This is a genomic window from Stenotrophomonas maltophilia, assembly GCF_006970445.1.
Classification (GTDB): Bacteria; Pseudomonadota; Gammaproteobacteria; order Xanthomonadales; family Xanthomonadaceae; genus Stenotrophomonas; species Stenotrophomonas maltophilia_AU.
The window spans coordinates 684,987-701,548 of record NZ_CP033877.1 but is presented as its reverse complement, the minus strand read 5'-3'; the positions used below and the strand labels follow the sequence as shown (position 1 = coordinate 701,548).

Below are 16,562 nucleotides of genomic sequence, written 5' to 3'. Positions count from 1 at the left end.
GGCGTTTGACGACGTTAGCCACCGGTATTGGAACCACGCACCGTCCGCCACCCTCGCTGTTAAGCAGGGTGGCCCCTTGCCGCTTGCACAAGGACGCCGCCATGACCGCTTCCCCTTACCCGCACCTGTTCGCCACGCTGGGCGACGCTGCCACGCGCCTGCCGGATGACCTGGCCCGCACACTGGAAGACACCTTCGTTGCGCTGCAGAGCGGCAACAGCGCCGGCGCCATCACCCTGCAGGCCTGCCTGCAGTACATCCGCCAAGGCGATGCCGCCGATGGCCAGCCGTGGCCCGGCAACAACCGCACGCCCGGGCAACGCCTGGCCCTGGCGCGCATCGACCGCGCCAATGCGGGGCTGAGTTTCCTGCTGGAACTGCTGCACGCCACCGAGCGCGTACGGGTGGACGGTGATATCGACCAGCAGATGGGCGATGGCGCGCGCGAGGGCCTGCTGCTGGCCTGCCGAGGGCTGGCCGAGTATGTGGATGTGCAGTTGCGGGCGGCGTGAGCCCTGGGTTTCGCCGGCCATGGAATGTGCTCGAGCGAGACCGAATGCAACAATTTCAATGGTTCGGATTCTCAGCGACACCGAGAGTACCCCTCTCATCAAAGGGAGTACTGGGATGCGCAGAATGCTGATGCCACTGAAGCGCTACGCACAGTTCAACAGGCGTTCGGGTCGCAGCGAGTACTGGTGGTTCCAGCTGTTCCTCCTGTTCGTGGCGGCTGCCCTGACTGGGCTGGCGCTCGTCGCCGGCTACACCGGATCGCGAATGTTCGGGCTGGTATCCCGTGCACTCGGCCTGCTCGCATGGCTGACATTGCTGCTGCCGCTTACTGCGCTGACGGTGCGCCGGCTGCATGACACCGGCCGCTCTGGCTGGTGGTGTCTACTTTCCCTGGTGCCCTTCGGCGGCCTGGTGGTGATCGCGTTCCTGCTGATGCCGGGCATGCCGGGCGGCAATCGCTTTGGCGCGCCTGTTCCGCACGTGTGACCCCACCCCGAACATTGAACGGCCCGCTTCGGTAGGTGTCGACCTTGGTCGACACATTCGCGCCAACCAAGGTTGGCACCTACCAGAGCAACATCGATCTGACCCCACCCCGAAGGTCGGCACCCACCAGGGCAGTACCGCTGCGGCTACGCGAAGTGCTGGTAACCGCCGACGGCGGCTTCGCCATCCACGTGCACGCCCTGCCCTTCGGCAATACGACCGATGCGGGTGAGCGGCACGTCCAGCGATTCGGCCAGATAGTGCAGCGCGTCGCGCTGGTCGGCGGCGGCGGTGAAGCACAGCTCGTAATCGTCGCCACCGCGCAGTGCGCAGTCGCGTGCACCGTCGCGGCCGAGCAGCTCACGCAGCGCGTGCGAGATCGGCAGCGAATCGGCATCGACATGTGCGGCCACGTTGCTGCGCGTGGCGATATGACCGAGGTCGGCCAGCAGGCCATCGGACACGTCCACCGCCGCATGCGCGAAGGCACGCAGGCGCAGGCCGAGCGTTACACGCGGCGTCGGCCGCAGCAGGCGCAGGCGCAGGCTTTCGTAGTCGGCCAGCAGCGTGGCGGTGGTTACGCTCAGCGCGCCCTGCTGCCACAGGCGCAGCGCACCGGCGGCGTCACCCAGCGTGCCGCTGACCCAGAGGTCGTCCCCCACCTGCGCGCGATCGCGGCGCAGCGCCTGGCCACGCCCGACCTGGCCCATCGCGGTCACCGACAGCGACAGCGGACCGCGCGTGGTGTCGCCGCCGATCAGCGCGATGTCGTGTTGGTCGGCCAGGGCGAAGAAGCCATCGGCAAAGGCCTCGATCCAGTCTTCAGAGGCTTCCGGCAGCGACAACGCCAGCGTGCACCACGCCGGGCGCGCGCCCATCGCGGCGAGGTCCGACAGGTTGACCGCCAGGGTCTTCCAGCCGATGTCGAAGGCCGGGGTTTCCACCGGGAAGTGCACGCCGCTGTTGAGCGTATCGGCGGTGACCACCAGTTGTTCGTTCGCGCGCGGCTGCAGCAGCGCGGCGTCGTCACCGATGCCGAGCAGGATGTCGTCGCGCTCGAGGGTGCGGGCACGGATGCGGTCGATGAGGGCGAATTCGGCCAGGGACATGGGGCGTTCCCGCTGTTGTACGTGCCGCGCAGGGCGCGGTGGGCGGTAGTGCCGGCCGCTGGCCGGCAACCTCAGGATCCCTGCAGCTGCCGGCCAACGGCCGGCACTACCACAGGTGGGTCAGTGACCCGATTCGACCTTGCGCCATTCCACGGCGGCACGATCCAGCACGCCGTTGACATAGGTGTGGCCGTGTTCGGAACCGAAGCGCTTGGCCGATTCGATGGCTTCGTTGATCACCACGCGGTACGGCACGTCCAGGCGGTAGCGCAGCTCGTAGGCGGCCAGGCGCAGCACCGCGCGTTCGATCGCGTCCACTTCTTCGATGCCACGGTCCAGGTACGGGCCGAGCGCTTCGTCGATGTCGCGACGGTTGTCGAGCACGCCGTGCAGCAGCGCCTCGAAGTACGCCAGGTCGGCGATCTCGCGGGCCTGCTCATGGGCGAACTGGGCGATCAGCGACTGTGCGTTGCCGCCGGAGATCTGCCAGGCGTAGATGGCCTGCACGGCACGACGGCGGGCGCGCGAGCGCAGCACCGGATCGACGCCATCGCGGCGGACGGGTTTACCGGAGGGCTTGCCCTGGGTGTTCTTGTTCATGGCAGCTGCTCCAGAAGGTTGACCATTTCCAATGCGGCGAGTGCGACTTCCTCGCCCTTGTTGCCGTGGCTGCCGCCTGCGCGGGCCTCGGCATCTTCAGCACGTTCCACCGCCAGCACGCCGTTCAGCACCGGCACGCCGAAATCCAGCTGCACGCGCATCAGGCCTTCGGCGCAGCGGTCGGCCACGTGTTCGTAGTGGCGGGTGTCGCCACGGATCACGCAGCCCAGGGTGAGGATCGCGGCGTGTTCATGGGCGGCGGCCAGGCGTGCGGCCACCAGCGGCAGTTCCCAGGCACCCGGCACGCGGATCACGTCGATGTTGGCTTCGGTGATGCCGTTGCCGGCCAGGCTCAGGCGGGCGCCTGCGACCAGCGCGTCGGTGATGCGGGCGTTCCAGCGGCTGGCCAGGATGGCGAAGCGCGCCGATTCGGGAGTGCGAAGATCGCCTTCGTAGTGGCTCATATGCGGCTTGGGGGACTCGATAAGGGGGTAATTCTAGCGTGGATGGGCCCCGGCCGTGGCTGGCGGGCCCCGCAGGGTGTGCCGACCAACGGTCGGCACCCACCGGTAGTGCCGGCCGCTGGCCGGCAATCCCGGGGATGCGGTTGCCGGCCAGCGGCCGGCACTACCCATTACAGGGTGACCGTCTCCACCACTTCCAGGCCGTACCCGGCCAGGCCGATCTGGCGGCGCGGGGTGCCCAGCACCCGCAGCTTGCCCAGGCCCAGGTCGGACAGGATCTGTGCGCCGGCACCATTGCGGCGCCACTGGCCCACATCCTTATCCTTGCCCGGCACTACCGGCGCCGGCTGCTGGCGCAGGCGGGCCAGCAGGGCTTCGCCGTCGCGTGGGGCCGACAGCACCACCATCACGCCCGCGCCCTCGGCATCGATCGCACGCAGGGCATCGGTGGCCGCCACGCCGAAGTCGTCACGGCGCCAGTGCAGCAGGTCGGCCAGCGGGTTTTCCACCTGCACACGTACCAGGGTCGGGGTGTCCGCACCCGGGGTGCCGCGGACCAGGGCGAAATGCAGGTCGTGGGCGATGCGGTCGCGGTAGGTCACCAGCTTGAACGGGCCGAATTCGGTGTCGATCTCGCGCTCGTCGACGCGTTCAACGGTCTTCTCGGTGGCCAGGCGGTAGGCGATCAGGTCGGCGATGGAGCCCATCTTCAGGCCGTGCTCGCGGGCGAACACTTCCAGTTCCGGGCGGCGCGCCATGCTGCCATCCGGGTTCAGGATCTCCACCAGCACGCCGGCCGGCTCCAGCCCGGCCAGCATGGCCAGGTCCACGCCGGCTTCGGTGTGGCCGGCGCGGGTCAGCACGCCGCCCGGCTGGGCGATCAGCGGGAAGATGTGGCCCGGCTGGTGCAAGTCCGACGGCTTGGCGTTGGGCTTCACCGCAGTGCGGATGGTGTGCGCGCGGTCGTGCGCCGAGATGCCCGTGGTGACGCCCTCGGCGGCCTCGATGCTGACCGTGAAGTTGGTCTGGAACTGCGCGGTATTGGCCTGCACCATCGGCGCCAGGCCGAGGTCGGCGGCGCGGGTGCGGGTCAGCGGCAGGCACACCAGGCCACGGCCGTGGGTGACCATGAAGTTGATGTCCGACGGCTTGACCAGTTCGGCGGCCATGATCAGGTCGCCTTCGTTCTCGCGGTCTTCGTCATCGACGATGACCACCATGCGGCCCAGGCGGATGTCTTCCAGGATCTCCGGAATCGGGGCGAAATTCATGCGCGTGCTCCTTCGCCCAGCAGGCGTTCGACGTAGCGGGCGACCAGATCGATTTCAAGATTGACCGCGCTGCCCACGCCTGCGGCGGAGAAGGCGGTGTTGGCCACGGTGTGCGGGATCAGGGCGACTTCAAAGCCTTCGCCGTCCACTTCGTTGACGGTGAGACTGACGCCGTCCACGCAGATCGAGCCCTTCTTGGCAATGTAGCGGCGCAGCGAGGCCGGCGCGGCGAAACGCCAGCGCTGGGCACGTGCGTCTTCGTGGATGGACAGCACCTGGCCGAGGCCGTCGACGTGGCCGCTGACCAGATGGCCCCCGAGGCGGTCGGTCGGGCGCATGGCGCGCTCCAGGTTGATGACCGCACCCTCGCCCAGCTGGCCCAGCGTGGTCAGTCCCAGGGTCTCGGTAGAGGCATCGGCCTGGAAGCTGCTGGCGTCGAACGCGATGACGGTGAGGCAGACGCCATTGATGGCAATGCTCTCGCCCATCTGCACGTTGTCGAACGGCAGATTCCCGACATTGAAGGTGAAGCGGACATCGCCGCCGATGGATTCGCGTGCGGCCAGACGGCCGACGCCTTCGATGATTCCAGTAAACAAGAAACGTTCTCCGCGAAAAGTGAGCGAAAAACGCCGCAAGGCAAACAGGCGCACGCAGGGCATGAGCCCTGTGGCACCGTCTTCTTTCATCCGGACTATGACCGTCGGCTCCGGCATTGGACCGGATCTGCTGACCCCCGGCCGTGGGCCGGGGCGCTCGCGGGCTCGTGCTTGCGCACCTACCGCCGGTGGGGAATTGCACCCCGCCCTGAAGACGTTTGTGTACCGGCGAACCGGCGTGGCCAGTGTACCAGCCTGGGCTGAACGGGGTGGGATGACCGGGGTCGGATCCCTTTCCGCAGGAAAGGACTCTGACCCCAGGGACGGGTGGCGCAGCAGCACTGGGGTCGGAGCCGTTTCCCGATGGGAAACGGCTCCGACCCCCAACCCCGGCCTGCCCCGGCCTGTGATGGTCGTCTCTCGCATTTCGTGAAATTTTCATTAAACTCGACCATCGGACGACATGAGGTCGTCACGGGTCGCCCGGAGGGCAGCCCGCCAATGGACTGAAACTCACAGGAATTCCCATGCGCAAGATCCTGATTGTGGCCGCCCTGCTGGCCGCCGCCCCGTTCGCGGCTTCGGCCGACGCCCTGAGCTACACCTACGTTGAAGGCGGCTGGACGCAGCTGCAGCTGGACAATGGTGGTGGCTCGAAGCCCAGGCTGGACGGCGGCTACATTCGTGGTTCGGTAGCCATTGCCGAGCAGGTGCACGTGTTTGGCGGCTACACCGCTGTCACCAAGACCTACAACCACAACTATTACGACATTGCGGTGCGCATCAAGCAGAAGGTGCAGTCGCCGGAACTGGGCATCGGCTATCACATGCCCTGGACCGATCGCGTGGATTTCACCGCTGATGCTGCCTGGGTGCGTCTGGACGAAGAGTTCAAGATGTCGTTCGACGGCCGCCAGGTGGATCGCCTGAAGGATCACACCAACGTGGGCCGCGTCACCATGGGTATCCGCGGCAAGCCGTCGCGCATGACCGAAGCCTGGGCCAAGGCCGGCTACATGGATGGCGGCAACAACTTCAAGGGCACCTGGGTGGGCACCGTCGGCGGCCAGATCAACTTCACCAAGACCTGGGGTCTGGTGGGCGAGATCTCGGGCTACCGCGACGTCACCCAGTACTCGGCCGGCGTGCGCGCCAGCTTCTGATCCAACGATCGTTCCTCGTCGTGCGATCGAACGGGCCCCGCAAGGGGCCCGTTTTTTGGCCGGGGTACATCGCTATGTGACCTCTGGTCGCCATCGAAAGTAGCGCTGGATGCGCTAGGCTTGCGCGCCTCTGGAACAGGAAAGCTCCGTCATGAAGACCCCCTTGCGTACCCTGCTGGCCAGCGCCCTGCTGTCTGCCCCGCTGCTGGCCAGCGCCGCCCCGGCCACGCTGACGCCCGAACAGGCCTTCGACCTGTATGCGCGCGTCCTGCTGGAAGACGACGCCGCTGCGACCCGCACCCTCAACGATGCGCTGAAGCCCGCCTTCGATGGCCAGGACGCGGTAACCCCGAACCCGGGCGCATTGGCCAAGGCGCTGGCCGAACCGTGGCAGGTCGTGCTTGCCAGCAGCGGCGCAAAGGCCGATGCGGTCGCCACCGAAGCGCTGTATGCCAAGGCCCTGCGTGATTCGAAGTGCCGCGCGACCAAGAGCGTGATCGAAGACAACGAGTACGTCGAAGACCAGAAGCTGGCGCGCATCACCTTCAGCTGCCAGGTGCCCGACCTGGGCAAGGTGCGCCCGCTGTTCGCCGCCAGCCTTGCATCCAACGCCAGCCCGGCCTCGCGCAAGCAGTTCACCGACGCCTACACCCAGGCGCTGCAGAGTGGCGCGCGCGTGCCGGTCAGCAGCACCTTCACCCTGTACCCGGCCAAGGACAACGGCTACTGGTACAGCGGCAATTTCGATGATCTGGTGGGCACCGTGGCCGGCGCGCTGGCACCGTTCGAGGACTGGATGCAGGACGCGCAGGCGGCCAACGCACCGAAGGTAACCGGCGTACCCGGCTGCGACCTGTTGCTGCAGCAGCACCGCAGCTGCGTGGCGAAGATCGCACCGGACCAGATCAGCGGCGTGGATGCGATGGCCGAGGAACTGAAGGCCAAGGCCCAGGTGAAGTCGGCCGACGAGATGACCCAGGAGTGCAAGGCGCTGCGCCCGATCGCCGAGATGATGTGGACCGACGCGTGCGCCTGAGATGGTTCCGCTGAAACACCTGGGGCTGGCCGCACTGCTGCTGGCCCCTTGCAGTGCGCTGGCCGGTGCCGAAGCGGCATCGCCGGCGCGATTGTTCGATCTGCATGCACAGGTGATCGTGCATGGCGATGCCGCTGCGCAGAGGGCGCTGGCCGCGCAGCTGGAGACGGATGACGCAATGGCCTTCGTTGCCGCGTTGGCCGCTGCAAGCCATCTGGACGAAGCCCCCGAGCTCGCGGGATGGCCGGCTGCTGCGCAGGCTCTGCGCAAGCGGCAGGCCTCGGCGCAGTGCAAGGCCGAGGCGGTGCGTTGGCCACAGGGCCACGACGGCGACGTTGCCGAAGTGGCTTACCGCTGCCACCTGCCGGATCTGTCGGGCCTGCTCCCGCTGTATCGCCAGCACCGTGTGCCCTTCAACGGGCCGCATCCGCCGCAGATGTCCGCGCCCCTGGCGGCCGCTTACACGACAGCGATGCACAACGCGCCAGACCGCGTGCACAGCGGCACGCTGACCTTCCAGCGCAGCGGCGACCGGCGCGCATGGCGCATGCGCGACCCGGGCCCGCTGATGGCGCTGGTGGCCGACGCCTTCCTGCCGTTCTTCGAATGGAACGAGCACCTGCCGGACGATTCCGGGTAGCACTGGGCCGCATTTCGGCTCGCGGTCGTGGATGACGACTGCATCCGCACTTTCAGAACCGTTGCATGGCCCTATGCGGCCTGCATGATCAATGCTGTTGCCCTCTTCCACCGGGGCAGCCGCATGAAACATCTTACGACGTCGACCACGGTCAAGCTGATGGCGCTGATGGCGCTGCTGGCGCTGACGGCGTGCGGGGAAGCCAAAGTACCCAAGTCCAGAATTACGACCTTCTCGGTCCGCCCAGCGATTGCCTTCGAGTCAACCCTGCTGAGCGACAGGCAACTGGATGCGTGGATGAGCGAAGACGACGACTGCCACGCGTTCCTGATGTACCACGATCAGTGCGCCGTGTTGGTATTGCCCCATGAGTACGACGACGGTTTTACCCGTCACCAGCTGCGATTGAAGGCGAAGAAACTGCCGGGCGAGGCACTGGGTGCGTACTGCCGCAACCTGCATGCGCTGTGGAAGCAGCAGTGGAAGGGCCAGTGCCCCGTCGGCGAAGAAGACGACGAAGATGCCTGACGACAAGGGCGTCGCCCCTGTTCCGCGTCATTCCATCACGGGCGCAGCAGCAGCCTGATGTCATCGCCTACCTGGCGCTGATCGACCACGCGCAGACGGCGCTGCTGGTCCATGGCATCGATGCCAAGACCAGCCAGCAACGGGCGACCGTTGTCGCCCAGCAGCGTAGGCGCCTGATACAGCAGCAGTTCGTCCACCCAGCCGCCGCGCAGTAGCGCGCCAGCCAGCGTCGCACCGGCTTCGGTATGCACCTCGTTGATGCCGCGTTCGGCCAGCAGTGCCAGCACCGCGCCAAGATCCAACCGCCCATCAACGCAGGGTACGCTGGCAAATTCGGCGTCGGCCGCATCCGGTGCACTCACTGCCGCATCATGCAGGTACAACGTAGGTGCCCCACCCTCGCGCACGCGACTGCATTCGAGCGAGCGCAGGCGCGAATCCAGCACCACACGCAGTGGCGGCATCACCTCGGTATCGGCCAGGCGCACGGTCAGCATCGGGTCGTCGGCCAGCACCGTGTCGGCGCCGGTCAGGATCACACCTGCACGCGCGCGCCAATGCTGCACGTCTTCGCGCGCGGCTGGCCCGGTGATCCACTTGGAACTGCCATCGGCCATCGCGGTACGGCCATCAAGGCTGGCCGCCAGCTTCACCCGCAGCCACGGGCGATTGCGCTCCACACGCGACAGGAAGCCCTTGTTGAGCTCGCGTGCCTGCGCCGCCATCAGCCCTTCGGCGACCTCGATGCCGGCATTGCGCAGCAGATCGAAGCCACCGCCATCAACCTTCGGGAACGGATCGCGCATCGCTGCGACCACGCGCGACACGCCCGCGTCGATCAGTGCCAGTGCACATGGCGGCGTGCGCCCGTAGTGGGCGCAGGGCTCCAGGGTGACGTAAGCGGTGGCACCGCGGGCCTCGATGCCGGCCTCGCGCAGCGCGAACACTTCAGCGTGCGGACCGCCAGCGCGCTGGTGCCAGCCCTGCCCGACCACGCGTTCGCCGTGGGCGATGACGCAGCCGACCATCGGATTGGGACGGGTGGTGTAGGCAGCACGCTCGGCCAGGCGCAGTGCGTTGGCCATGTGCAGGTGGTCGAGGACGGAGAACGGGGTGGTCATGCGGCCATGGTAGCGCCGTTGGTGTGGATGCACCCCATGCGGTCTCTATGCCAACCAAGGTTGGCACCCACCGAAGCAGATATCTGTGCCAACCAAGGTTGGCAGCCACCAAGGCTGAGGCGGTCAGCCCTTCTTCTTCTTGGTCAGGGCGATCACATCGCCCAGCAGCTGCAGCTGTTCGGTACTGGACGGCAGGTCGCGCTCGAGCTTCTCGATCTCCTCGCGGAAATCGGCCACGTCCTCGAAGCTGCGGTAGACCGAAGCGAAGCGCACATAGCCGACATGGTCGAGCTTGCGCAGTTCGTTCATCACGAACTCGCCAACCTTGATCGAGGGCACTTCGCGCTCGCCGCTGATGCGCAGCTGGTGAACCACCGCGCGCACCGCCGCTTCGATCTTGTCTTCGGCCACCGCACGCTTCTGCAGCGCGCGGTCGAAGCCGGCACGCACCTTGCGCTGGTCGAACGCCTCGCGGGTGCCATCGCTCTTGACGATGGCCGGCAGCTTCAGCTCGACCGTTTCCATGGTGCTGAAGCGCTCGCCGCAGGCTTCGCACTCACGCCGACGGCGAATCGTCGCGCCGTCTTCAGAGACGCGCGAGTCGATGACCCGGGTATCGGCATGTTGGCAGAAGGGGCAATGCATGGAACGCCTGGCTCAGGGAAGTACCTATTGCCACGGTCATGGCAGCGTCGCAAAGGTACCTGAGAAAGGGCGCAGCAGCAAATGCTGTCTGCGCGGAAGTACCTGCATTTCGGCCAACCAGAGCGTCCAGTGAGGTCAGCAGGACCTGGCGTTCAACCGGGTGCCGGCGCCGCCGAGGCCGCGCGTGCCCAACGCAGCCACGCCAGGTGCCCGGCCATCACCAGCAGGGGCGGACCAAACCCGAGGAAGCCCAATGTCGAGATCTCCCCGCGCTTGAAGGTGAAGTACAGCGTGGCGGCGACCACGGCCAACGCGGCCAGCGCCCCCAGCGCCAGGCCGACCCAGGCGACAACCGGCGATTGGCGCAGGCCGGCAACACCGCGCCACAGGAACAGGCCAGTCAGCCACAACCACGACAGCAGGCCGATGATTCCGGCCGACGACCACAGCAGCAACAGCGTGTGCTCATCGCCCATCAGGTACTTGCCGTCCCATACGACCATCAGCCCCAGCACGGCACCGGTGCCGCCTGCTGCCACGGTGGGCAGGCCCACCAGCAGGCTGGCAATGGCCATCCAGCGTTTGTGGTGACGCTCATCCATGCGTTCGATTTCCTTCCATGGGCCACGTCATGCGCGGCGTTTGATCCACACCAGCATCGCGGCCGGCACCAGCATCGATGGGCCCAGCAGCAACAGGCTGAAGCCTTCGGTGTGCACGATGACGCCCCACCACAGCGCCAGGCCCAGCGGCGGCAAGGCGGCGAGACCGCCCGCCAGCAGCATCCACCACCAGAGGCGGTGCACGTGCAGCCCGGCACGCCCCTGCAACAGAAAACCCGCGCTGAGCCACAACCAGGCGAGGCAGCCGGCAATGCCGGCCAGGCCCCACAGCGGCATCACCGTCACCGAGGCCAGCGTGCCATGGCCGAACTGGCCCAGCCCCATCAGCAGCAGCATCGTCGCCGCCGCGCCGCCCATCGCCAGGCTTGGCAGGCCAAACAGCACCGCCAGCGCGGTGTACAGGTACTTGAGGCGGCGCTCATCCATGCGCGGGATTCCTGATGGCGAGGTCAGAGCCCTTCCCTGCGGAAAGGGCTCTGACCCCTGCTTCGATCAGCCGTAGACCGGGTACTTGCGGCACTGCGCGCTGACGGCGTCGCGCACGCGGGCAATGACGGCGTCATCGCTCGGCGCGTCGAGCACGTCGGCGATCCAGTTGGCCAGGTCCACGCAGTCCTGTTCGACGTAGCCACGGGTGGTCACGGCCGGGGTACCCAGGCGCAGGCCCGAGGTCACGAACGGCGAACGCGGGTCGTTCGGCACCGAGTTCTTGTTGACGGTGATGTGGGCCTTGCCCAGCGCGGCTTCCGCGTCCTTGCCGGACACGTCCTTGCCGATCATGTCCACCAGCATCAGGTGGTTCTGGGTGCCGCCGGAGACGATCTTGTAGCCGCGCGCGATCAGCGTGTTGGCCATCGCCTGGGCGTTCTTCACCACCTGCTGCTGGTAGGCCTTGAAGCCCGGTTCCAGCGCTTCCTTGAAGGCCACGGCCTTGCCGGCGATGACGTGCATCAGCGGACCGCCCTGGATGCCCGGGAACACGATCGACTGCAGCTTCTTGACCAGGTCTTCGTCGGCGCCCTTGGCGACGATGATGCCGCCGCGCGGGCCGCGCAGGGTCTTGTGGGTGGTCGAGGTGACCACGTGGGCGTGTTCCAGCGGGCTCGGGTAGACGCCAGCGGCGACCAGGCCGGCGACATGGGCCATGTCGACGAACAGGTAGGCACCGACCTTGTCGGCGATGGCGCGGAAGCGCGCCCAGTCGATCACCTGCGAGTAGGCCGAGAAGCCGGCCACGACCATCTTCGGCTTGTGCTCCAGGGCCAGGCGCTCGACTTCGTCGTAATCGATCAGGCCCTGGTCGTTGACGCCGTACTGCACGGCGTTGAACAGCTTGCCGGAAGCATTCACCTTGGCACCGTGGGTGAGGTGGCCGCCGTGGGCCAGGCTCATGCCGAGGATGGTGTCACCCGGCTGCAGCAGGGCGAAGTACACGGCCTGGTTGGCCTGCGAACCGCTGTGCGGCTGCACGTTGGCGTAGTCGGCGCCGAACAGCTGCTTCAGGCGGTCGATCGCCAGCTGCTCGGCGATGTCCACGTACTCGCAGCCACCGTAGTAGCGCTTGCCCGGGTAGCCTTCGGCGTACTTGTTGGTCAGCTGGCTGCCCTGCGCTTCCATCACCGCCGGGCTGGTGTAGTTCTCGCTGGCGATCAGCTCGACGTGGTCTTCCTGGCGCTGGGTTTCAGCGGCGATGGCCTTGGCCAGTTCGGGATCGTAGGATTCGATGCGGACGTCACGCGGGAACATCGGGTACTCCAGCAGGCAGGGAAAAGGGGTACGACTCAGCCCTCGATTGTAGCCCCGCACCGGCCTGCTGGGGCCGAAACAGACGGGGCCGGCATTCCCGAAGGAATCCGGCCCCGTATGGTTTCGATTGATGGTGTGGGGTCAGAGCCCTTTCCGTTGGAAAGGGATCCGCCCCCGTCAGCAACGTGCTCAGCGACTGAGCACGTACTGGGCGATCACACCGGTGGCGATGGCCACCAGCAGCATGTTGCCGCGGTCATCGCGGATCCACTGGTGCCCGTACGGCGGGCGGCGCAGGTGATAGCGCGGGTAGTCGTTCACCACGTAGACCGGGCCGCGGTAGTAGTCGCGATAGCGGTGGCCGACCTGCCAGCCGTAGCCGGGGCCGTAGGCCGGGCGATAGACCACCCGCGGCGGCGCCGGGCGGTAGTAGCGGTCATGGTCGCGGTGCCATTCACGGCGGTCGTGGCGGTAGTCGCGCCGGGCCTCGCGGCGGTCGCGCTCCCAGTCACGGCGATCCTGGCGCCATTCGCGGCGATCCTCCCGCCATTCGCGGCGGTCACGGTGGTCGTTGTCGGCGAAGGCCGGGGCCACGGCGCCGAGTGCCAGCACAGAGGCCACGGCGCCGGCCATTACTCGATTGATGCGCATGTCAGACCTCTGCTCGGGTGGGTGGTGAGCCCATATTGCGCACCCGATCTGAACCGTTTCCGGCTGGAAACGCTTCCCGCTGCAGGACTGTGACGAAGTATTCAGCCCACGGCCAGCCCGGCGGCGCCTGTCCGGCGCGGCCGGGAACCGGTTCCGGCTATAATTGGCGGTATTCCTTTTCAGTCTGTGCCCGCTGCCGCAACGGGATGTTCCCGTGACGGGTCGGGCGCAGGGCCGCGCCTACGGAGACCTCATGTCCTCGCAATACATCTACACCATGAACCGCGTGTCCAAGGTGGTCCCGCCCAAGCGGCAGATCATCAAGGACATCTCGCTGTCCTTCTTCCCGGGCGCGAAGATCGGCCTGCTGGGCCTGAACGGCGCCGGCAAGTCCACCGTGCTGAAGATCATGGCCGGCGTGGACACCGATTTCGAGGGCGAAGCCCGCCCGCAGGCCGGCATCAAGGTCGGCTACCTGGCGCAGGAACCGGAACTGGACCCGACCAAGACCGTGCGTGAAGCGGTCGAGGAAGGCGTGGGCGATGTGCTGCAGGCACAGGCCGCGCTGGATGCGGTGTACCTGGCCTACGCCGAGGAAGGCGCCGACTTCGACGCGCTGGCCAAGGAACAGGAGCGCCTGGAGGCGATCCTGGCCGCTGGCGACGCACACACCCTGGAAAACCAGCTGGACGTGGCCGCCGATGCGCTGCGCCTGCCGCCGTGGGATGCCATCGTCGGCAAGCTGTCCGGTGGTGAGAAGCGCCGCGTGGCGCTGTGCCGCCTGCTGCTGCAGAAGCCGGACATGCTGCTGCTCGACGAACCGACCAACCACCTCGACGCCGAGTCGGTGGAATGGCTGGAACAGTTCCTGGCGCGCTACACCGGCACCGTGGTGGCGGTCACCCACGATCGTTACTTCCTGGACAACGCCGCCGAGTGGATCCTGGAACTGGACCGCGGCCGCGGCATTCCGTGGAAGGGCAACTACACCGACTGGCTGACCCAGAAGGATGAGCGCCTGAAGCAGGAAGACAACCAGGAAAAGGCTCGCCAGAAGGCGATCCAGAAGGAACTGGAGTGGTCGCGCCAGAATGCCAAGGGCGGCCGCACCAAGGGCAAGGCCCGTCTGGCCCGCCTGGAAGAGCTGCAGTCGGTCGATTACCAGAAGCGCAACGAGACCAACGAAATCTTCATCCCGCCGGGCGAGCGCCTGGGCAACGCGGTGATGGAGTTCAAGAACGTCTCCAAGAAGTTCGGCGACCGCCTGCTGTTCGACAACCTGAACTTCCTGGTGCCGGCCGGCGCCATCGTCGGCATCATCGGCCCGAACGGTGCCGGTAAGTCGACCCTGTTCAAGATGATCACCGGCCAGGAAAAGCCGGATACCGGCGAGATCGTGGTCGGCCCGACCGTGAAGCTGTCCTACGTGGACCAGAGCCGCGACGCGCTGGAAGGCAACCACAACGTCTTCCAGGAAATCGCTGGCGGCCTGGACATCCTCAACATCAACGGCATCGAGATCCAGTCGCGCGCCTACATCGGCCGCTTCAACTTCAAGGGCCAGGACCAGCAGAAGATGGTCGGTTCGCTGTCCGGTGGTGAGCGTGGCCGCCTGCACATGGCCAAGACCCTGCTGCAGGGTGGCAACGTGCTGCTGCTCGACGAACCGTCCAACGACCTGGACATCGAAACCCTGCGTGCGCTGGAAGATGCGCTGCTGGAGTTCCCGGGCAACACCTTCGTCATTTCGCATGACCGCTGGTTCCTGGATCGCATCGCGACCCACATCCTGGCGTTCGAAGGCGACTCGCACGTGGAGTTCTTCCAGGGCAACTACCGCGAGTACGAAGAAGACAAGCGCCGCCGCATGGGCGACGACGCTGCGCCGAAGCGCCTGCGCTTCAAGGCGCTGAAGTAAGGCAACAGGAAAGGCCGCGCTCGCGCGGCCTTTCTCCTTTTGCAGTGTGTACCGACCATGCATGCCGGCCAGCGGCCGGCATCTACCCATGAGCGACCCCATGTCCCTGTTCGAGCGCCTGTTCCAGCTGCAGCAGCACGGCACCACCGTGCGTACCGAGCTGCTGGCCGGTGTCACCACCTTCCTGACGATGTCCTACATCGTCTTCGTCAACCCCGAGATCCTCGGCACGACCGGCATGGATGCGGGTGCGGTGTTCGTGGCCACCTGCCTGGCCGCTGCGCTGGGTTCGGCGGTGATGGCGCTGGCCGCCAACTTCCCGGTCGGCATGGCACCGGGCATGGGCCTGAACGCGTTCTTCGCCTTCACCGTGGTCGGCGCTGCCGGCCTGCCGTGGCAGCAGGCACTGGGCGCGGTGTTCATCTCCGGCCTGGTGTTCCTGGTGCTGTCGCTGACCGGTGTGCGCGCATGGCTGGTGTCGGGCATTCCTTCGTCGCTGCGCTCGGCGATCGTGGCCGGTATCGGCCTGTTCCTGGCGATCATCGCACTGCAGAAGTCGGGTGTGATCGTCGGCAATGAAGACACGCTGGTGGCGCTTGGCCCGTTGAACACGGCGCCGCCGCTGCTGGCACTGGCCGGCTTCCTGCTGATCGCGGTACTGGAAGCGCGCCGCATCCGCGGTGCGATCCTGATCGGCATCCTGGCCGTAACCGGCGCTGGCTGGGCATTGGGCGACGTGCAGTACCAGGGCCTGGTCTCGCTGCCGCCAAGCCTGGCGCCGACCTTCCTGCAACTGGACCTGCCGGGCCTGCTGCACCATGACGGCGGCGCGCCGATCGCGGTGCTGCTGCAGGTGGTGCTGGTGTTTGTGTTGGTGGAAGTGTTCGATGCCACCGGCACCCTGTACGGCGTGGTCGGTCGTGCCGGCCTGCTGAAACTGCCGGGGGCACAGAAGCGTTTCGGCCGCGCGCTGCTGGCCGACAGCACCGCGATCGTGGCGGGCTCGATGCTCGGCACCAGCAGCACCACCGCTTTCGCTGAAAGCGCCTCGGGCGTGCAGGTGGGTGGCCGCACCGGCCTGACCGCGCTGGTCGTATCGGCGCTGTTCCTGGCCGCGCTGCTGTTCTCGCCGCTGGCGGCGATGGTGCCCAGCTATGCCACCGCACCCGCGCTGCTGTTCGTGGCCGGCCTGATGCTGCGCGAACTGGTGGAAGTGGACTGGAGCGACCTGACCGAATCGGTGCCGGCCGCACTGTGTGCGCTGGCGATGCCGTTCACCTACTCCATTGCCAACGGCCTGGCGTTCGGCTTCATCGCCTATGCCGCGCTGAAGGCGGGCACCGGCCGCTGGCGCGAAGTGCATCCGGCGGTGTGGCTGGTGGCGGTGCTGTTCACCCTGCGCTACGCGTTGGAATAAGCGGTAGACGATGCCGGCCAGCGGCCGGTACT

19 protein-coding genes and 1 riboswitch are annotated in these 16,562 nt (G+C 66.9%); of the genes, 8 read left to right on the top strand and 11 right to left on the bottom strand.

Features of this window, described 5'->3' with window-relative positions:
• Positions 1 to 101 precede the first annotated feature (101 nt).
• Together EGM71_RS03100 and EGM71_RS03095 are read left to right on the top strand one after the other, a co-directional pair.
• Positions 102 to 512 carry a hypothetical protein gene (locus EGM71_RS03100; RefSeq protein WP_049438571.1) on the top strand — a complete coding sequence of 137 codons (411 nt, stop codon included), beginning with the start codon at positions 102 to 104 and terminating at the stop codon, positions 510 to 512.
• Between the two features lie 124 nt (positions 513 to 636).
• Positions 637 to 999 (top strand): DUF805 domain-containing protein, encoded by a 363-nt coding sequence (locus EGM71_RS03095; protein WP_317608632.1) that lies wholly within the window; start codon positions 637 to 639, stop codon positions 997 to 999.
• A 146-nt stretch (positions 1,000 to 1,145) separates the two neighbouring features.
• Here the strand turns inward: EGM71_RS03095 and thiL are convergent, their stop codons facing one another.
• From thiL to EGM71_RS03070, 5 genes are all read right to left on the bottom strand, one after another.
• Positions 1,146 to 2,108: a thiamine-phosphate kinase gene (gene thiL / locus EGM71_RS03090; protein WP_049443134.1), complete on the bottom strand. Its 963-nt coding sequence runs from the start codon at positions 2,106 to 2,108 to the stop codon at positions 1,146 to 1,148.
• A 120-nt stretch (positions 2,109 to 2,228) separates the two neighbouring features.
• Positions 2,229 to 2,708 carry a transcription antitermination factor NusB gene (gene nusB, locus EGM71_RS03085; RefSeq protein ID WP_005408062.1) on the bottom strand — a complete coding sequence of 160 codons (480 nt, stop codon included), beginning with the start codon at positions 2,706 to 2,708 and terminating at the stop codon, positions 2,229 to 2,231.
• The gene (gene ribH / locus EGM71_RS03080; protein WP_049443133.1) at positions 2,705 to 3,172 is read right to left on the bottom strand and encodes a 6,7-dimethyl-8-ribityllumazine synthase; all 468 of its coding nucleotides are present in this window, start codon (positions 3,170 to 3,172) and stop codon (positions 2,705 to 2,707) included. Before ribH ends, nusB begins: the two co-directional genes overlap by 4 nt.
• Positions 3,173 to 3,342: 170 nt before the next feature.
• The gene (gene ribB / locus EGM71_RS03075) at positions 3,343 to 4,443 is read right to left on the bottom strand and encodes a 3,4-dihydroxy-2-butanone-4-phosphate synthase (protein WP_188487749.1); all 1,101 of its coding nucleotides are present in this window, start codon (positions 4,441 to 4,443) and stop codon (positions 3,343 to 3,345) included.
• Entirely contained in the window at positions 4,440 to 5,042 is a 603-nt protein-coding gene (locus EGM71_RS03070; protein WP_119007437.1) for a riboflavin synthase, read from the bottom strand. The genes ribB and EGM71_RS03070 overlap by 4 nt, the downstream gene beginning before the upstream one ends.
• Positions 5,043 to 5,116: 74 nt before the next feature.
• Positions 5,117 to 5,262, bottom strand: a riboswitch (FMN riboswitch).
• Positions 5,263 to 5,569: 307 nt separating this feature from the next.
• Here EGM71_RS03070 and EGM71_RS03065 point away from each other — a divergent pair.
• From EGM71_RS03065 to EGM71_RS03050, 4 genes are all read left to right on the top strand, one after another.
• Positions 5,570 to 6,205, top strand: coding sequence for a hypothetical protein (locus EGM71_RS03065; protein ID WP_049443130.1), 636 nt, complete (start codon positions 5,570 to 5,572; stop codon positions 6,203 to 6,205).
• Between the two features lie 151 nt (positions 6,206 to 6,356).
• On the top strand, positions 6,357 to 7,241 hold the full coding sequence (locus tag EGM71_RS03060; protein ID WP_188487747.1) for a hypothetical protein: 885 nt from the start codon (positions 6,357 to 6,359) through the stop codon (positions 7,239 to 7,241).
• A gap of 1 nt (position 7,242) precedes the next feature.
• Positions 7,243 to 7,881, top strand: a complete 639-nt coding sequence (locus EGM71_RS03055; RefSeq protein ID WP_188487746.1) for a hypothetical protein — start codon at positions 7,243 to 7,245, stop codon at positions 7,879 to 7,881.
• A gap of 84 nt (positions 7,882 to 7,965) precedes the next feature.
• On the top strand, positions 7,966 to 8,409 hold the full coding sequence (locus EGM71_RS03050; protein ID WP_223224530.1) for a hypothetical protein: 444 nt from the start codon (positions 7,966 to 7,968) through the stop codon (positions 8,407 to 8,409).
• Positions 8,410 to 8,444: 35 nt separating this feature from the next.
• Here EGM71_RS03050 and ribD read toward each other — a convergent pair whose 3' ends face one another.
• The 6 genes from ribD to EGM71_RS03020 all read right to left on the bottom strand — a co-directional run bounded on the left by ribD (position 8,445) and on the right by EGM71_RS03020 (position 13,195).
• Positions 8,445 to 9,530 carry a bifunctional diaminohydroxyphosphoribosylaminopyrimidine deaminase/5-amino-6-(5-phosphoribosylamino)uracil reductase RibD gene (gene ribD / locus EGM71_RS03045; protein WP_188487744.1) on the bottom strand — a complete coding sequence of 362 codons (1,086 nt, stop codon included), beginning with the start codon at positions 9,528 to 9,530 and terminating at the stop codon, positions 8,445 to 8,447.
• A gap of 123 nt (positions 9,531 to 9,653) precedes the next feature.
• Complete coding sequence (gene nrdR / locus EGM71_RS03040) at positions 9,654 to 10,175, bottom strand: transcriptional regulator NrdR (protein WP_004143350.1); 522 nt, start codon at positions 10,173 to 10,175, stop codon at positions 9,654 to 9,656.
• Positions 10,176 to 10,327: 152 nt separating this feature from the next.
• A complete protein-coding gene (locus EGM71_RS03035) occupies positions 10,328 to 10,777 on the bottom strand; it encodes a hypothetical protein (RefSeq protein ID WP_188487742.1) in 450 nt (149 codons plus the stop codon).
• Positions 10,778 to 10,804: 27 nt separating this feature from the next.
• The gene (locus EGM71_RS03030; RefSeq protein ID WP_188487740.1) at positions 10,805 to 11,224 is read right to left on the bottom strand and encodes a hypothetical protein; all 420 of its coding nucleotides are present in this window, start codon (positions 11,222 to 11,224) and stop codon (positions 10,805 to 10,807) included.
• 66 nt (positions 11,225 to 11,290) lie between these two features.
• Entirely contained in the window at positions 11,291 to 12,544 is a 1,254-nt protein-coding gene (glyA, locus tag EGM71_RS03025) for a serine hydroxymethyltransferase (protein WP_099588522.1), read from the bottom strand.
• Between the two features lie 189 nt (positions 12,545 to 12,733).
• Positions 12,734 to 13,195, bottom strand: a complete 462-nt coding sequence (locus tag EGM71_RS03020) for an RcnB family protein (protein ID WP_188487738.1) — start codon at positions 13,193 to 13,195, stop codon at positions 12,734 to 12,736.
• A 253-nt stretch (positions 13,196 to 13,448) separates the two neighbouring features.
• Here EGM71_RS03020 and ettA point away from each other — a divergent pair, with 253 nt between their 5' ends.
• Together ettA and EGM71_RS03010 are read left to right on the top strand one after the other, a co-directional pair.
• A complete protein-coding gene (gene ettA, locus EGM71_RS03015; RefSeq protein ID WP_188487736.1) occupies positions 13,449 to 15,113 on the top strand; it encodes an energy-dependent translational throttle protein EttA in 1,665 nt (554 codons plus the stop codon).
• A 100-nt stretch (positions 15,114 to 15,213) separates the two neighbouring features.
• Complete coding sequence (locus EGM71_RS03010) at positions 15,214 to 16,530, top strand: NCS2 family permease (RefSeq protein WP_005408048.1); 1,317 nt, start codon at positions 15,214 to 15,216, stop codon at positions 16,528 to 16,530.
• Positions 16,531 to 16,562: the final 32 nt, after the last annotated feature.

Excerpts from the sequence above, each read along its gene's own strand:
- EGM71_RS03100 (WP_049438571.1), top strand. The coding sequence starts at position 102 with ATGACCGCTTCCCCTTACCCGCACCTGTTCGCCACGCTGGGCGACGCT.
- EGM71_RS03095 (WP_317608632.1), top strand. The coding sequence starts at position 637 with ATGCTGATGCCACTGAAGCGCTACGCACAGTTCAACAGGCGTTCGGGT.
- thiL (WP_049443134.1), bottom strand. The coding sequence starts at position 2,108 with ATGTCCCTGGCCGAATTCGCCCTCATCGACCGCATCCGTGCCCGCACC.
- nusB (WP_005408062.1), bottom strand. The coding sequence starts at position 2,708 with ATGAACAAGAACACCCAGGGCAAGCCCTCCGGTAAACCCGTCCGCCGC.
- ribH (WP_049443133.1), bottom strand. The coding sequence starts at position 3,172 with ATGAGCCACTACGAAGGCGATCTTCGCACTCCCGAATCGGCGCGCTTC.
- ribB (WP_188487749.1), bottom strand. The coding sequence starts at position 4,443 with ATGAATTTCGCCCCGATTCCGGAGATCCTGGAAGACATCCGCCTGGGC.
- EGM71_RS03065 (WP_049443130.1), top strand. The coding sequence starts at position 5,570 with ATGCGCAAGATCCTGATTGTGGCCGCCCTGCTGGCCGCCGCCCCGTTC.
- EGM71_RS03060 (WP_188487747.1), top strand. The coding sequence starts at position 6,357 with ATGAAGACCCCCTTGCGTACCCTGCTGGCCAGCGCCCTGCTGTCTGCC.
- EGM71_RS03055 (WP_188487746.1), top strand. The coding sequence starts at position 7,243 with ATGGTTCCGCTGAAACACCTGGGGCTGGCCGCACTGCTGCTGGCCCCT.
- EGM71_RS03050 (WP_223224530.1), top strand. The coding sequence starts at position 7,966 with ATGATCAATGCTGTTGCCCTCTTCCACCGGGGCAGCCGCATGAAACAT.
- ribD (WP_188487744.1), bottom strand. The coding sequence starts at position 9,530 with ATGACCACCCCGTTCTCCGTCCTCGACCACCTGCACATGGCCAACGCA.
- nrdR (WP_004143350.1), bottom strand. The coding sequence starts at position 10,175 with ATGCATTGCCCCTTCTGCCAACATGCCGATACCCGGGTCATCGACTCG.
- EGM71_RS03035 (WP_188487742.1), bottom strand. The coding sequence starts at position 10,777 with ATGGATGAGCGTCACCACAAACGCTGGATGGCCATTGCCAGCCTGCTG.
- EGM71_RS03030 (WP_188487740.1), bottom strand. The coding sequence starts at position 11,224 with ATGGATGAGCGCCGCCTCAAGTACCTGTACACCGCGCTGGCGGTGCTG.
- glyA (WP_099588522.1), bottom strand. The coding sequence starts at position 12,544 with ATGTTCCCGCGTGACGTCCGCATCGAATCCTACGATCCCGAACTGGCC.
- EGM71_RS03020 (WP_188487738.1), bottom strand. The coding sequence starts at position 13,195 with ATGCGCATCAATCGAGTAATGGCCGGCGCCGTGGCCTCTGTGCTGGCA.
- ettA (WP_188487736.1), top strand. The coding sequence starts at position 13,449 with ATGTCCTCGCAATACATCTACACCATGAACCGCGTGTCCAAGGTGGTC.
- EGM71_RS03010 (WP_005408048.1), top strand. The coding sequence starts at position 15,214 with ATGTCCCTGTTCGAGCGCCTGTTCCAGCTGCAGCAGCACGGCACCACC.